Origin of the sequence: Klebsiella sp. ZJOU C1, from assembly GCF_035620215.1 — a bacterium.
Classification (GTDB): Bacteria; Pseudomonadota; Gammaproteobacteria; order Enterobacterales; family Enterobacteriaceae; genus Klebsiella; species Klebsiella variicola.
Map to the genome: position 1 here is coordinate 2,660,293 of NZ_CP141644.1, position 14,654 is coordinate 2,674,946.

Here is a 14,654-nt window from a genome sequence, read left to right on the forward strand (position 1 = left end):
ACATCAGTGGGGTTTTCGCGTCTGGTCGGTACGCTCAGGGAGGCGGTGGGATGGACAGTCACTGCGCCCGTTGCGGGCGCAGTGACTTATTCGGCGTTCTTGAGCGCTTCAGCGCGGCTGGCGGTGGCGTAAACAAAATCCAGCATCGGTTCGAGATCGGTGTCGTAACCGGCCTGAATGATTTTACCTCGCAGCCATTCAATTTCGCTGGTGATATCGGGCGGGAAGATGTTGTTATCCTGCGCCCGGCGCAGCCATTTCAGCAGAAAGTTATTCTTTCCTCTGATACCGCCCGATTTTTTCGACTTTCCGTGCATCTTCAGCGCGACCAGGACGCAGTAATAGAAATGAACGCGCTGATTAAAACTTTGGTGCATGTCTGTGTTTCCCGCCAGAATCAGGAATTCACCGTGTGGGTCAGTGATTCGGATTGGACTACGGCGCCGGGCTGGATCGTTGTGCGATCTCTGTTGTTCTCCGCTACCGTCCTTGCATCTGTTGTCAGACGCTGAGGAGGATGTTGGCATGGAAGCCGAATCGTCGTCAATTGCCGATTCGTTTTTTGTCCGCGGCGATCCGCGGGCCAGGGCTGACTACGTTCCTGAGACGGCTCGCTGTTGTCGCTGGACGCGTAAAATGAGCAGGAAAGCGAACACCACGACAATCGCCGCCAACAGATATAGCGTGGCGAGGTCGTAGAAGCCGGCGACCCATCCGGCCAGCGGCCCGGTGAGTCCCAGCGCCAGGTCAAGAAACGCCGAGTAGGTGCCGAGGGCGGTCCCCTGGTTTTGCTCTTCCACCTGTTTGACTGCCTCGACCCCTAGCGCCGGGAAGACCAGGGAAAAACCCGAGCCGGTGAGAAAGGCGCCGACGCCAGCCACCCAGGCTGACGGCGCCAGCCAGATCAGCAGCAGGCCGAGACACTCGATCACAAAGCAGACCAGCGAGACCGGGACCCCGCCATAGCGGGTAATGGTATTTCCCAGCACCAGGCGGACGCAGATAAAGCCGACGCTGAACAGGGAGAGGGTAAACGCCGCGCCCTGCCAGCTGTGCGCCGCAAAATAGAGGGTGATGAAGGTGGCGATAACGCCGAAGCCAACGGTACCAAAGGCCAGCCCCAGGCCATAAGGCCAAATTTTTCGTACCACTGCGTGAAAGGGCGCTCTGACACCGGCAGTCACGCTGACATCCTGGCGGGTGCGGGCGAACAGCAGGCCGATGGCGGCCACCACCACCACCACCGTGGCAAATCCGCTAATGCCGAAATAGTGGTTAAGGGTGACCCCCAGCGGCGCCCCGATTGCCATGGCGATATAGGTCGCCACGCCATTCCAGGAGATCACCCGCGAGGTATGGATCGCGCCGACGGTTTTGATCCCCCAGAGCGTGGCGCCGGTCGCGGTAAAGCTCTCGCCGACACCAAGAAACACCCGGCCCGCCAGCAGCGCGGCGATGGCCAGCATCGGCGTCGCCTGCAAAAGCACCGCCAGCAGGGTGAATGCTCCGCTCAGCAGACAGCAGATGATCCCGAGACTGACCACTTTTTTCGGGCCCCAGATATCGGTATAGCGCCCGGCGTGCGGTCGACTGATCAGCGTTGAGATGTATTGCAGGCTGATCACAATCCCGGCGACAAAGGTGCTGTAGCCCAGCTGATAGTGAATGTATCCCGGCAGTACGGCCAGCGGCAGGCCGATGGAGAGATAGCAGATACAGGTGAAGACAACGATCGAAATGATGCGCAAATTGAGTTGCGTGGTGCTGACGGAAGTGCTCATAGGGATAAGTGATTAATACAAGGGATGTTTAGCATAGCGCGCCGCGAGGACGCTGGCGAGTCGCGAGGGCGTTTTATCTGTCACCGATGAAGTCGCCGTCTGTCCGAAGGGGCGCAACGGTCTGTACCGTCGATGATGTTGTGAATGCGCCCGCCATTAATCGGGTTTGCCGCTGGCGCCTGCGTACGGGCATGATGGCGTTATCTTACCGCCGCGTTCAGGAGAGAACATGTCCCACGATTTCGCTGATATTGACGTTTTGTTCATTGCGGGCTTCGGTCCCATCACCCGCAGCACGTCGCAAAGCCGTGACTTCTATTGTCAGGCGTTGGGTTTGCCGCTAAAGCCGATGCCGGGTAACGAGGCGTATCTCCTCAGCGAGCAGGATGCCATCGGCGGGGTGAAACATTTCGCGCTGTGGCCGCTGGCACAGGCGGCGCAGTCCTGTTTTGGTCAGGACCAGTGGCCGGAGACGGAGCCGGTGCCGCAGGCATGGATTGAGTTTGAGGTCCGCGACCTGGCTGCGGCGAAGGCGCGGCTGCAGCAGCAAGGATACCGCCTGCTCGTCGCGGCGCGCGACGAACCGTGGGGACAGACGGTCACCCGATTGCTCAGTCCGGAAGGGCTGCTGGCCGGGCTCACGGTGACGCCGTGGCTGCGGGCGGAAGAGCCATAGCGCCCGCGCCGGACGCGGCGCAGGGCATATAGGGGAGGTTATTGATTCTCCTCTTGATGGGAAGCGCTTCGTACTTCTCCCCAGGCGCGGTTTTGCAACACGGTGCGATAGCCGTCGCGGTCGACGAAAGTGACGCCATTGACCTCCCAGTAAGGGTTAAACGCCGTGACCCGCAGAAACCCGGCGGCGTCCATGGCGGCGCACTGTGCTTGCCATTCCGCCTGCTGTGGGTAATACAGCACCAGCAAATCTTCATCTCCTGGCGAGGGAGTGACGGGATGGTGGCGACAGTGGGTGAATTCCAGATGCCAGCCCGCGTCGGGCGCGCCGAGCATAATCCCGCTGAATCCTTCATGATCGGTAAAGCTGCCGAGTTGTTGAAGCCCCAGCCCGGCGCAATACATGCTGGCGGTGGCGTCCAGTTCACTGACCGGTCTGGCAATACGCATATGGCTGAACAACATAATGGCTCCCGTAAGCAAAAGCTCAAGTTGATACTGTACCGGTAAATCGGCCCGGCGTGTGTTAAGACGTGCCCGGGCGCCATTTTCTCTCTGTCAATACCATAGCGGATTAACGTCCGCCTTGCGCCGACATTCTCTCTTAATCATAATAAAAAAAGAATTATAAAATACTATTGTTCTTAATGTGAGAATCATTGTGAGGTGGTGGATGAATAACAGATCGCGCCAGGCCATATGGCTGGCACTGGCTGGGTCGATAGTACTGATGATCGGCATGGGCTACGGGCGCTTTGCCTTCACCGGCGTGCTGCCGCTGATGCTTAATGAAGGTCTGTTGACCCTGCACCAGGGCAATCTCGCCGCGTCGGCCAATTACGCTGGTTATCTGGTCGGCGCGTTGCTGCTGGCGCGGGTACAGCCTGGGGCCGCCAGCCGACTGAGCATTATCTCCGCCGGGTTGACCATCGCCAGCCTGGCGCTGCTGGCCTGGGTGAGCTCGCCGTGGACCATTATTGCGCTGCGCGCCGTCGCCGGCGCGCTGAGCGCGATAACGCTGATTGCCGGTTCGCTGTGGCTGCTGGAACATATGGGCCATCATCACGGGGCGCCGTTGCTGTATGCCGGGGTGGGGCTGGGGATATTTATCTCTGCGGAGGGGATCGCCCTTGGACATGCCCTGAGCCTCACCAGCCAGCAGATCTGGCTGCTCTGCGCATTATGCGCCGGTCTGCTGCTGGCGCTGGCGATCCGTTGGCTGCTGACTCCGCCGGCTGCACTGGTGAGGGTTTCCCATGTTGAGACCTCCTTGCCTGAGGCCGGGAGCGATACGCGTCGCGCGGCGTGGCGACTATTGATGGTTTACGGCCTGGCGGGCTTCGGCTATATCATCACCGCCACTTATCTGCCGTTGTTTCTGTCTGGTTCGCTGCAGAGCGTTGACCCGGTCCATCTGTGGGCGCTGTTTGGTCTGGCGGCCGCGCCGTCCTGCCTTATCTGGCATAAGCTGGTGCTAAAGTGGGGGTACCGGCAGGCGCTGACCCGCAACCTGATCGTCCAGGCGCTTGGCGTGATCCTTCCAGCCTGCAGCGCTTCACTGCTGTTTTGCGTGCTAAGCGCGCTATTGGTGGGCTTTACCTTTATGGGCACCGTCACCATTGCGCTACCGAAGGCGAAAAGTCTCAGCCATCAGGTGAGCTTCAATATGATTGCCGCGATGACTGCACTGTACGGCGTGGGACAGATTGCCGGGCCGCTTATCGCCGGCGCGCTGTATCAGATCGCGGCTTCATTTAACCCGGCGCTCTATGCTGCGGCGCTGGCGCTGCTGATTGCCGCAGGGCTGGTCTTTACCGAACGCCGGGCTTAGCCAATCGCCACGCTTTGCAGCAGCTTGCGCCACTCGCTCAGAGCGGGGGCGTTCAAGCCGCTGCGCCAGATAAGCTGGGTGGTCGCCTCGCACAGCGGTTCGCTAAGGCAGTTTTCGGGAAGCGTCATCTGCGACAGCACGCTCTGCGGCAGCAGGCAGGCGTAGCGTCCGGAAGCCACGCAGGCGAGCATGCTGTGATAGGAGTTGACCTCATGCACCTCGACGGCCGCCTGCTGCTCCGCCAGCCAGCGTTCGCCCAGCGCGCGGTAGCTGCAGCCGCTGGCGAATGCCGCGAACCGCAGCGCGCCCGGGGTCTGCGGACGGACCAGCATCAGCGTTTCATAAAACACCGGGGTGCATGCCAGCTCGGCGGGACAGGCCGGTTGACCATCGGCCCCAGGCGGCAGGCAGACCAGCGCGGCATCGAGGGCGGCGGTTAACACTCCCTCGGTTAACTGGCGGGTCGGTTGGGTGATGAGGGTGATATCCACCTGCGGGCACCGTTGTTGAAAGCGGGTTAGCAGCGGCGGCAGCCGGCTGGCGGCGGTCGCCTCCATCGCGCCCAGACGCAGACTGCCGCCTGGGGTTGTCGGATGCAGAGCCTGCTTTGCCTCTTCCGCCAGGCTCAGGATCCGCCGGGCATAGCTGAGAAACTGTACGCCTGCCGGGGACAACACCATTTTTTTGTTGCCGCGAACGAAGAGCTCAACGGCAAGCTCCTCTTCCAGCTGCTGAATGCGGGTCGTGATATTGGACTGTGCGCGGCCCAGCCGTTTTGCTGCCTGGGTGACGCTCTGCGTTTCTGCCACCTGAATGAAGATCTCTAGTGTGCTGTGGTTCATATTTTTCTTCTCAATACGATAATGATGTTGATCTTACCATCTTTAAAGGAGATGGTAAGCCTCCGGCACCGCTAATGCATGAGGAAACCATGAGCAACCCGCTGCTTTCGCTTATTGATATTGATTATCCCCTGATTCAGGCCCCGATGGCGGGCGTCTCCACCCCCGCGCTGGCTGCCGCGGTAAGTCATGCCGGCGCGCTGGGCTCGCTGGGGCTGGGTGCTTCAACCGTTGCCCAGGCGGAAGCGATGATAGTCGCCACCCGCCAGCTGACGGACCGTCCGTTCAATGTCAATCTGTTCTGCCATGCGCCGCCCCGGCGCGACGCCCGGCGGGAAGCCGACTGGGCAACAACTTTACGACCCCATTTTGCCCGCTATGGCAGTACGCCACCGGATTCGTTAAGCGAGATCTACCAGACATTTATCGGTCATGCGCCGATGCTGGAGCTGCTTCTCGACCTGTCGCCGGCGGTGGTGAGTTTTCATTTTGGTCTTCCTGAACGTGAGACGATCCAGCGTCTGCGACAGCAGCGGATTGTCACCCTGGCGACGGCAACCTCGCTCCAGGAGGCGCTGCTGATTGAACAGCAGGGGATCGACGTAGTGGTCGCTCAGGGCTATGAGGCGGGCGGGCACCGGGGGATCTTTGCTCCGCAGGAGCCTGATGCCCAACTGAGCACCTTCACCCTGGTGCAACTTCTGCGGCGTCGGCTAACCATCCCGGTGGTAGCCGCCGGGGGCATCATGGACGGGGCGGGGATCACCAGCGTAATGCAGTTGGGGGCGCAGGGCGTTCAGCTCGGTACGGCGTTTTTACTGTGTCCGGAATCGGCCGCCGACGCCGGTTATCGCGCGGCGATCAACAACAGCATTGACGGACGTACGGTGCTGACCTCCGCGATATCCGGGCGTCCGGCACGCTGTCTGGCGAATGCCTTCTGTGCGCTGGGGGAAGCCTGTCCGGCGAGCGCCGTGCCGGATTATCCGCTGGCGTATGATATCGGCAAAGCGCTGGCCGCCGCCGCGAAAGCCCAGGGCGTTCATGAGTATGGCGCCCACTGGGCCGGGCAGGGTGTGGGGTTGATCCGCGAGTGTGACGCCGCCAGTCTGGTTCGTCAGCTGGCGGCAGAGTGCGGCTGGAACTAGTGTCTGACGGTTAGCGACGGTGGGCCAGGCTGCGCACCAGCCGATCGCCGGCCATTTGCACGCCCTGGACCATCGCCACCAGGATCAGCACCGTGCCAAACATGACTTGATTATTAAACCGCTGATAGCCGTAGCGGATGGCGAGGTCGCCGAGTCCACCGCCGCCGATCACACCGGCCATGGAGGAGAAACCAATCAGCATCACGATGGTCAGCGTGATCCCGGCCAGCAGCGTTGGCAGGGCTTCCGGCAGCAGGGATTTAAAAATCACGTGCCAGACGTTACCGCCCATCGACAGAATGGCTTCGATTCTCCCGTAGTCCACCTCGTCGAGCGCGTTTTCCGTCAGACGGGCAAAGAACGGAAAGGCGCCGATGGTCACCGGCACGATGGCGGCGGTGCTGCCCAGCGTGGTGCCGACGATCAGGCGGGTAAAGGGGATCAGGGCGATCAGCAGCACGATAAACGGCAGCGACCTGCCGATGTTGATCACCGCGCCTAACAGCGCGTTCAGTTTCGGCATCGGCGCCAGCCCGTTGGCGCGGGAAATAAATAACAGCACGCCGGTGGGCAGCCCGATCAGCACGGTAAACAGGGCCGCCAGGCCCACCATATAAAGCGTATCCAGCGTGCCGTCGAGTAATAACGGCCACAAATCTTCCCAGCTCATGCTACTCCGCATAATGGCCTCCCCTGAACGCCGTGACGGGTAAGAAAATCTTGTTCAGCCTGCGGGTCGTGCAGCAACGACTGGCGCAGCCGCGACCATGGGGTCACCAGCAGGTCGGCGAGTTTACCGCTCTCGACAATCTCGCCCTGTTCCAGCAGCGCCGCGTGGTCACAAATGGTTTTCACCACCTCCAGCTGGTGCGTAATCAACACGATGGTCAGATTGAGGCGCTGGTTAATATCCGCCAGCAGGGCCAGCACCGAGGCGGTGGTCTCGGGATCCAGCGCACTGGTCGCCTCATCGCACAGCAACACTTCCGGCCGGGCGGCCAGCGCCCGGGCGATGCCGACGCGCTGTTTTTGCCCACCGGAAAGCTGCGACGGGAAGGCGGCGGCCTTTTCGCTGAGATCCACCAGCTCCAGCAGTTCGCGCACCCTGGCCTCGCGAGCGGCCCTCGGCACTCCGGCAATCTCCAGCGGCACCGCGATGTTGTCAGCGACGGTGCGGGCATGCAGCAGATTGAAGTGCTGGAAAATCATCCCGGTGCGCAGGCGATAATCCCGCAGCGCCGCCTTGTTCAACTGGGTAATATCCTGTCCGTTCACCAGAATGCGGCCCGAGGTGGGCCGCTCCAGTAAATTGAGACAGCGGATGAGCGTACTTTTGCCGGCGCCACTGCGCCCGAGAATGCCGTATATTGCCCCTTTCGGTATCTGCAACGCGATATCGTTCAGCGCCGGTCGGCCGGTTCCGGCGTAGGTTTTGCTCAGCCCTTCGATGGTTATCATGACTGAGGGGCCACCGGGATCACCGAGCCGTTGTAGGTTTTACGGATAAACTCCGCCACCTGCGGTGACGTCAGATCTTTCGCCAGCGCCTTAATGCGCGGGTCATTCGCCAGGGCTGGGGTGGTCACCAGAATATTGGCGTACGGATTATGCTCGGCGCTTTCCAGCCCCAGGGCATCTTTCGCTGGCACCAGGCCGGCTTCCAGCGCGTAGTTACCGTTAATCACCGCCAGGTCGACATCGTCGAGGGAACGCGGGATCTGCGGTGATTCAATCTCCAGAATCTTCAGGTGTTTCGGGTTCTCGACAATATCCTTCGGCGTCGCCAGGGTGGTGGCCGGGTCGGTAAATTTGGGATCCAGCTTAATAAGCTTCTGCGCCTGCAGCAGGAACAGCGCCCGGCTCAGGTTAGTGGTGTTATTCGGCACCGCCACGGTGGCGTTTTCCGGCAGTGATGAGAAATCTTTATGCTTATGCGAGTAAATTCCCAGCGGCTCAATATGCACGGTGGCCGCGACGGCAAAGGTTTTACCCAGCGCTTTTTCCTGATCCTTCAGATAGGGAACATGCTGGAAGTAGTTGGCATCCACATCGCCACTGGCCAGCAGTTCATTGGCGTTGACCCCGCTGGTAAGCTCCACCACCTTCAGATCGAGGCTGGGATCGATTTTTTTGATGTAGTTGAGGATCTCCGCGTGGGGAACCGGGTCCGCGGCGACGCGCAGCGCGGCAGCCTGGGCAGACGTCCATGCCAGAGAAAGAGACAGTGCGACCCCTGCCAGTTTAAAAGCGGCATATTTCATGGTGTGTTCCTTTTTAGTTATGGTTAAACGATCAATTGCTCGGCGCGTTCGCGAAACACGTCCTGATAGTAGCGTTCCGCCACGTCCGGATGGGAACGCAGACGGCCCTTGAGATAATTCCAGCCGACATCGCGTAGCAGCGGATTGTGCGGGTCGCTGTCCGGACCTCGCGCTTCACGCGCCAGCTCGGGCGGCAGGGTGTAAACCGGCACCACCGCGTCAAGCTGGGCGCCGAGGAAGAAAGCGATGGAGAGGCGCTGCTGCTGCGCCGGCGGCGACACCACGCGATGGACGGTGGCGCGCAAATACCCGTTGGTCGCCAGCTCCAGCAGTTCGCCAATATTGACCACAAAGCTGCCGGCCAGCGGCACGGCGTCGATCCATTGTCCAGGCGCGACCTCTACCTGCAGTCCTTTCTGTTCGTCCTGCAGCAGGAAGCTGAGGAAACCGGAATCTTTATGGGCGCCGACGCCCTGGCTGCTTTGGGTCTCCTGCTGGCCGGGATAGCGGATCAGTTTGATATGCTCGTTGGGTTTCTCGCCGTAGAGCCGGTCAAAGGCATTTTCCGGGAGCTGCAGGGCTTCGGCAAAAGCGCGCAGCAGGCGGATGCCCACCTGGGTCATCTGCTGTTGCCAGTGAAGTAATGCTGGTTTAAGCGACGGCAGGGCGGCAGGCCACAGATTCGGACCCTGCAGGCGCTGCCAGCGCGGGGCGTCGTCGCTGAGGGTCAGCGCCGGACGTTCGGCGCCGATATCAAACTGCTCTCGCCAGTCAGGCTGGCCGCGCGTCAGCTCTGAGGCCGCGCGGTTATAGCCGCGAAAATGGGGGGAGTGGATCATTGCCACCTGCTGTTTCTGCGCCTCATCGAGAGCAAAAAAGCGTTGAGACTGGCGCTGAACTTCATACTGAAGCGCGTCGTCCACACCGTGGTTGATCAAATAGAAGAAGCCGATGTCGCGGGCGGCGTGACGCAGGTCGGCCAGGAAGGCCGCTTTATTCGCGGGGTCCGCGTAGCGGGCCAGGTCGAGAATCGGCAGGGTGGTCGCGTTCATTGTGTTCTCCGAAAACGGGGTAATAAGTTATGGGTTGATTCAGGTTCAGGGTTCGGGCACAACAGCAGCGCATGGTGATTTCCTCTGTCCGGGGCTGAACACAGCTTGCCTCAAGGCCAAATAAGCAACCAATAACGTTATTTTCTAATTTATGACCGCGCGGGGTTCAGTGCTTTTGCGTTAAATAGATATAGGCGCAAAGCGCGTAATGAAGCCGGTTGCGCCCGTCGGTCAGAGCCAGTAAGGTAGGCGCACTTTTTTAATGCGGAACGGACGTATCGTAATGCACAGCTCGAAAGATCCCCTGCACGGCGTGACGCTGGAAGCGCTGCTCAATGCCCTGGTGGCGCGCTATGGCTGGGCGGAAATGGCCCGCCAGGTCAACATTAACTGCTTTAAAAGCGATCCCAGCATTAAGTCCAGCCTCAAATTTCTCCGCCGGACGCCGTGGGCGCGCAAAGAGGTGGAGGCCATGTATCTCGCCTCCCTTGATGATGACGCGCCGGTGGAGAAAGCGGATCCCTGGGCAAACTGGCAGAAAAAATAACCCTTACCACAGGACACCATCATGCAGAGCTGGAGCAGTAAAGATTTCACCGCCGACCGCGCGTGGGGCGCGCTGGATATCGCCAATTTTTCCGGGACCACCGTGCGTCTGCACTGGACCGACCAACCCTATATCTGGCACATCAACGATGGTCAGGAGGTGTTTGCCGTGATGGATGGTCAGGTGGCGATGCATGTGAAAGTCGACGGCGAGGAGCAGGTCATCATGCTGAACGCCGGCGATATCTTCTACGCCGAAGTGGGATGCGAGCATGTCGCCCATCCGCAGGGGGCGGCGCGTATTCTGGTGATCGAGAAAGAAGGGTCGGTCTGATCCCTCCGGCGGGCGGTTCTTAGCCCGCCGTTTCATCACCGGTTAGACTCAACATACCGCGTTGATATAAATCACTTATCCAGCTTTCGATATATTTAATTCTTGTTTGCCATTCCCTTCACCCCAGCACTATCTTTTGCCGCAGGCGCCTGAACAGGCACAATCGCGGGAGAGATCATGGCAACCTTGCAGTGGGACCACGCAGTACAGTTTGTGAATCAGCCGGAAGCGGCCATTCAGACCTTTGCCGACCAGCAGCTGCGGGCGGTGGCCGGAGGGCGACACCCGGGGTGGGGAACCCGCAATGCGCTGAGCTATTTTGGCCTGACCTATATCGAATTCCTCGCCATTTCCGACCCGGACGAACTGCGCGCCGCGACGGACAGGTTCCTGCTTTCGCGGGATGCCGAGCGGTTGCTGCCGGAGAACGAAGCGCTGTTTCGGGTGGCGCTGCGCAGCGACGACATCGAGGCCACTCATGACCAGTTGCGTCGCAAGGGGTTGGCGGTATCACCGATTGTCGATGGTCAGCGCAACGATCCGCAGGGCAATATCATCCGCTGGCGGATCTTCACCATCGATGGCGACACTGACGGGCTGGTCTATCCATTTGTGCTGCAGTGGGGAGAAGACGATACCACCCGGCTGGCGCGGCTGCGCGCTCAGGAACTGGACGTGCCGCACCCGCTGGGCGACATTGCGCTTGAGCAGGCGGTGTTCGAGGTGGTCAATCCGCAGGCGGTACGCGATCGCTGGCAGGCGCTGCTGGGCTTCCCGCCACAGGGGGAGCAGGGACTGGACGTGGGCGGCCAGTGGTTTACTTTCCGCGAAGGACCCGCTAACCAGCTGACCGAACTGGTGTTTCGCGTCGCCAACCCGGCGCTTAAGGGGCAGCGCTTTCGCGTCGGCAACGGCGTGTATCGCTTTACATAAAAGCTGAATCTAGCGTGCTGTGGCGCGCAGGGCCCCCGGCGGCTGGCCGGTGATGCGTTTGAAGGCCCGGCTGAAGGCCGCCAGCGATTGATACCCGAGGCTGAAGGCGACCGTTTCCAGCGACTGGCCTTCGTGGGTGATGTACTGCACCGCCAGCCGCATACGCAGCTCGGTCAGATAGCGGGCGGGGGTGGTGTCTGTCGCGGCGAGAAAACGCTCCGCGAACAGCGAGCGTGAAAGCCCCGCCTCCCGCGCCAGATCTTCCACTTTCCAGTTGACCCCCGGCCGCTGATGCATGGCATAGATCGCTTTTGCCAGCCGGGGATCGCGCAGGACCTGTACCCAACCGGTGGCGTTGCCACATCCGCACTCTACCCAGCCACGGACAATCAGCGCGGCCACCACGTCCGCCAGCCGGGCGAGGATCCCGGCATAGCCTACCTGGCGGGTGAGGGATTCCCGCTCCATCGCTACCAACAGCGGCTGGATCTCCGGCCAGGTGTTTAGCAGGCTGCTGACCCGCATCACCTCGGGCATGGCCTTCACCAGCGGCTGCATGCCGCCGAGCTCAAAATCCATACAACCGCTGAAAATGACGGCGCGCTCCGGGCAGTCCGGGCGGCCGCCGGCGTTGATACAGCTTACCGTGCTGCACACCGTTTCGCTGGGCAGCTGGGCCACATTGACCACCGTGGCCTGCGGATCAGAAAGCAGGGCGTGCCCGTCGCCGTTGGGAATAAACAGTGCATCGCCGCTCTCGAGGGTGAACTGTTCTCCGCTGGCCATGCGCAGCAGCACCGGCCCGCGGCTGATGAAATGGAACTGGGCTTTACCCGCCACGGCGCTAAAGCCGACGCCGAACGGGCGTGCGGTTTCGATGCGCCGGTAGTTAACGCCGGAGAGGCGCATCCCGCGCAACAGTTCGCTGGTCAGGTCGATGCCAGGCTGGCTCATGGTAATTCCGGACGAATAATCAATAACTGAAGAGTATGCATCATATATCGTCCAAAGGTAAGTCCCTAAGATGACCAGGATGTTAATAAAACTGGAGAGATGTATATGAGTTCCTGCATAGCTGCTGACGCGAGCCTGTCACCCGCCAAACCTGCCTGGCGCGCCGTCTATGCCCTGGCCCTCGGGGTGTTCGGCCTGATCGTGGCCGAGTTTCTGCCCGCCAGCCTGTTAACGCCGATGGCCAGCAGCCTCGGGGTCAGTGAAGGGATGGCCGGACAGGCGGTCACCGCGACGGCGCTGGTGGCGTTAGTCACCGGCCTGCTGATCGCCACCGCCACCCGCAATATCGATCGCCGCTGGGTGCTGATGTTCTTTTCCGTGCTGCAGATAGCCTCCAGCCTGATGGTCGCTTTTGCCGATTCGCTGGCGTTTCTCCTGCTGGGCCGTCTGCTGCTGGGGGTCGCCATCGGCGGCTTCTGGGCGATGTCCACTGCCACGGCGATGCGTCTGGTGCCGGCGGCCCATGTGCCGAAGGCGCTGGCGATCATCTTTTCCGCGGTGTCTGTCGCTACGGTGGTAGCCGCGCCGCTCGGCAGCTATCTTGGCGAGCTGATCGGCTGGCGCAACGTATTTATTCTCTGTGCGATACCCAGCCTGCTGGCGCTGCTCTGGCAACTGTGGGTGCTGCCCTCCATGCGTCCGGAGAGCGTCGGGACCTTCTCCACGCTGTTCAGGGTGCTGCGCCGTCCCGGTATGTTGGGCGGCATGCTGGCGACAATCCTGATTTTTAGCGGCCATTTCGCCTTCTTTACCTACCTGCGGCCGTTCCTTGAGACCGTGGCGCAGGCCAGTGTCGAAGGGGTCTCGCTGATATTGCTCGGCTTCGGTATCGCTAACTTTATCGGCACCTCGGTGGCGAGCTATCTGCTGAGCCGTAGCCTGCGCCTGACCCTGGCGCTGGTGCCGTTGATGATGAGCGTTCTGGCGCTGCTGATGGTGACGTTTGGCCATTTGACCGTGCTGGACGGGCTGCTGGTCGCCCTGTGGGGATTTGCCTTCGGTCTGGTGCCGGTGGCCTGGTCCACCTGGCTTGCCACCACCGTGCCGGATGAAGCAGAAAGCGCGGGCGGTCTGCTGGTCGCCTCTATTCAGCTGGCCATCAGCGCCGGGGCCGCCGGCGGCGGGGCGGTGTTTGATTTGCACGGCGCCAGCGGCGTCTTCACCGGCAGCGGTCTGCTGCTGTTGAGCGCGATGGTGATTGTCTTCGCCGCCGTGCGGGTGAAACCGGTTGCCAGCGCTGACCGGCCGGAGACGGGCCGCTTATCCCGCGAGATCGATAACTAAATTGGCCGACAGGCTGCGGGAGCAGCACAGCGCAATATGCTGCTCTGCGGCCTGTTTTTCCGCCTCCGACTGCACGGTATCCCGGTGGTCGACGGTTCCCTCCCGCACCGGCGTCAGGCAGGCGCCGCAGATCCCCATCTCGCAAGAGAGCGGCACCGCGACGCCATGCTCCTGTAGCACCTGGGCGATGGTTTTGTTCCCCGGGACCGGCCAGCGTTCCCCGGTGGAGGCGAGGGTGATGGTGAAGGTTCCGTCCGCCGCTGACGCTGCCGTCGGGGCGGGCGGATGGAACGCTTCGCTGTGCAATTGCGCCTCCTCCCATCCGGCCGCTCGCGCGGTATCGCGAACCCGGGCCATAAATCCGGGCGGACCGCAGAAGTAGACCCGGGTATCGGCGTCCGGAGCCCCCAGATCCTGCGCCAGCCGCTGGCGCGGACTCTGCCCCTCGTCTGAGCAGTGGATCTGGCAGATTCCACCGGTTAGCTGGCGGGCGATCTCGGTGGCGAAGGCGGCCTCCTGCGCACGGCTAACGTAATAGTGCAGCGTAAAGCTGGCGCCGGACGCCGCCCGGGCGTGGGCCATCGCCAGCAGCGGCGTAATGCCGATCCCGGCGGCGAGAAGCACCACATGGCCGCCCTCGTGCAGCGGAAAGTGGTTGCGCGGGGCAGAGATCATCAGCGGTTGTCCCGGGCGCAGGGTGTCGTGGACATAGCCTGAGCCACCGCGGGACTGCGCCTCGCGGGCGATGCAGAGCAGATAGTGATCCCGTTCGGCCGGGCTGCCGGTCAGGGAGTACTGGCGGATCAGCCCGCAGGGAAGATGGAGATCGATATGGGCGCCGGGTGTCCACGCCGGCAGCGGTTGCCCCTCGGCGCTCACCAGACGAACGGCCAGATTTTTCGCGCCCTGACGCCACAGGCCATCGACCACCACGGGGAATATGTCGCGCATAT

17 protein-coding genes are annotated in these 14,654 nt (G+C 61.5%); 7 read left to right on the top strand and 10 right to left on the bottom strand.

The genetic code is table 11. The features are described 5' to 3' along the window. Positions 1–86 precede the first annotated feature (86 nt). Positions 87–377 (bottom strand): hypothetical protein, encoded by a 291-nt coding sequence (locus SPE70_RS12680; protein ID WP_008804940.1) that lies wholly within the window; start codon positions 375–377, stop codon positions 87–89. A gap of 216 nt (positions 378–593) precedes the next feature. Further along, positions 594–1,781, bottom strand: a complete 1,188-nt coding sequence (locus tag SPE70_RS12685; protein ID WP_064170217.1) for an MFS transporter — start codon at positions 1,779–1,781, stop codon at positions 594–596. A gap of 229 nt (positions 1,782–2,010) precedes the next feature. Here SPE70_RS12685 and SPE70_RS12690 point away from each other — a divergent pair, with 229 nt between their 5' ends. Then, a complete protein-coding gene (locus SPE70_RS12690; protein ID WP_064170218.1) occupies positions 2,011–2,457 on the top strand; it encodes a VOC family protein in 447 nt (148 codons plus the stop codon). 38 nt (positions 2,458–2,495) lie between these two features. Here SPE70_RS12690 and SPE70_RS12695 read toward each other — a convergent pair whose 3' ends face one another. Continuing rightward, positions 2,496–2,921 carry a VOC family protein gene (locus SPE70_RS12695; protein ID WP_044613000.1) on the bottom strand — a complete coding sequence of 142 codons (426 nt, stop codon included), beginning with the start codon at positions 2,919–2,921 and terminating at the stop codon, positions 2,496–2,498. Positions 2,922–3,129: 208 nt separating this feature from the next. On the opposite strand from SPE70_RS12695, the gene SPE70_RS12700 reads away from it, so the two are divergent. Further along, positions 3,130–4,287 carry a YbfB/YjiJ family MFS transporter gene (locus SPE70_RS12700; RefSeq protein ID WP_008804936.1) on the top strand — a complete coding sequence of 386 codons (1,158 nt, stop codon included), beginning with the start codon at positions 3,130–3,132 and terminating at the stop codon, positions 4,285–4,287. On the opposite strand, the gene SPE70_RS12705 is transcribed toward SPE70_RS12700, so the two are convergent. Continuing rightward, the gene (locus SPE70_RS12705) at positions 4,284–5,129 is read right to left on the bottom strand and encodes a LysR substrate-binding domain-containing protein (protein ID WP_136047355.1); all 846 of its coding nucleotides are present in this window, start codon (positions 5,127–5,129) and stop codon (positions 4,284–4,286) included. The genes SPE70_RS12700 and SPE70_RS12705 overlap by 4 nt on opposite strands. Positions 5,130–5,218: 89 nt before the next feature. Here SPE70_RS12705 and SPE70_RS12710 point away from each other — a divergent pair, with 89 nt between their 5' ends. After that, complete coding sequence (locus SPE70_RS12710; protein WP_012968253.1) at positions 5,219–6,277, top strand: NAD(P)H-dependent flavin oxidoreductase; 1,059 nt, start codon at positions 5,219–5,221, stop codon at positions 6,275–6,277. A gap of 10 nt (positions 6,278–6,287) precedes the next feature. Here the strand turns inward: SPE70_RS12710 and SPE70_RS12715 are convergent, their stop codons facing one another. From SPE70_RS12715 to SPE70_RS12730, 4 genes are read right to left on the bottom strand one after another with little or no spacing between them, the layout of a single operon-like run. Beyond that, on the bottom strand, positions 6,288–6,947 hold the full coding sequence (locus tag SPE70_RS12715; RefSeq protein ID WP_168443350.1) for a methionine ABC transporter permease: 660 nt from the start codon (positions 6,945–6,947) through the stop codon (positions 6,288–6,290). Then, positions 6,944–7,735, bottom strand: a complete 792-nt coding sequence (locus SPE70_RS12720; protein WP_008804932.1) for a methionine ABC transporter ATP-binding protein — start codon at positions 7,733–7,735, stop codon at positions 6,944–6,946. Before SPE70_RS12720 ends, SPE70_RS12715 begins: the two co-directional genes overlap by 4 nt. Then, a complete protein-coding gene (locus SPE70_RS12725; protein WP_002904638.1) occupies positions 7,732–8,538 on the bottom strand; it encodes a MetQ/NlpA family ABC transporter substrate-binding protein in 807 nt (268 codons plus the stop codon). The genes SPE70_RS12720 and SPE70_RS12725 overlap by 4 nt, the downstream gene beginning before the upstream one ends. Positions 8,539–8,561: 23 nt before the next feature. Next, positions 8,562–9,590, bottom strand: a complete 1,029-nt coding sequence (locus tag SPE70_RS12730) for an isopenicillin N synthase family dioxygenase (RefSeq protein ID WP_064170221.1) — start codon at positions 9,588–9,590, stop codon at positions 8,562–8,564. Positions 9,591–9,873: 283 nt separating this feature from the next. Here SPE70_RS12730 and SPE70_RS12735 point away from each other — a divergent pair, with 283 nt between their 5' ends. The 3 genes from SPE70_RS12735 to SPE70_RS12745 all read left to right on the top strand — a co-directional run bounded on the left by SPE70_RS12735 (position 9,874) and on the right by SPE70_RS12745 (position 11,403). Further along, a complete protein-coding gene (locus SPE70_RS12735) occupies positions 9,874–10,137 on the top strand; it encodes a VF530 family protein (RefSeq protein WP_002904643.1) in 264 nt (87 codons plus the stop codon). Between the two features lie 21 nt (positions 10,138–10,158). Continuing rightward, the gene (locus tag SPE70_RS12740; protein ID WP_004205936.1) at positions 10,159–10,470 is read left to right on the top strand and encodes a cupin domain-containing protein; all 312 of its coding nucleotides are present in this window, start codon (positions 10,159–10,161) and stop codon (positions 10,468–10,470) included. A gap of 177 nt (positions 10,471–10,647) precedes the next feature. Next, positions 10,648–11,403: a VOC family protein gene (locus SPE70_RS12745; RefSeq protein ID WP_023297599.1), complete on the top strand. Its 756-nt coding sequence runs from the start codon at positions 10,648–10,650 to the stop codon at positions 11,401–11,403. Between the two features lie 9 nt (positions 11,404–11,412). Here SPE70_RS12745 and SPE70_RS12750 read toward each other — a convergent pair whose 3' ends face one another. Continuing rightward, on the bottom strand, positions 11,413–12,357 hold the full coding sequence (locus tag SPE70_RS12750; RefSeq protein WP_022066160.1) for an AraC family transcriptional regulator: 945 nt from the start codon (positions 12,355–12,357) through the stop codon (positions 11,413–11,415). Positions 12,358–12,462: 105 nt separating this feature from the next. On the opposite strand from SPE70_RS12750, the gene SPE70_RS12755 reads away from it, so the two are divergent. Next, entirely contained in the window at positions 12,463–13,701 is a 1,239-nt protein-coding gene (locus SPE70_RS12755; RefSeq protein ID WP_064170222.1) for an MFS transporter, read from the top strand. Here the strand turns inward: SPE70_RS12755 and hpxE are convergent. Beyond that, positions 13,678–14,652, bottom strand: a complete 975-nt coding sequence (gene hpxE / locus SPE70_RS12760) for a molybdenum cofactor-independent xanthine hydroxylase subunit HpxE (protein ID WP_023297601.1) — start codon at positions 14,650–14,652, stop codon at positions 13,678–13,680. The genes SPE70_RS12755 and hpxE overlap by 24 nt on opposite strands. Between the last annotated feature and the right edge of the window lie 2 nt (positions 14,653–14,654).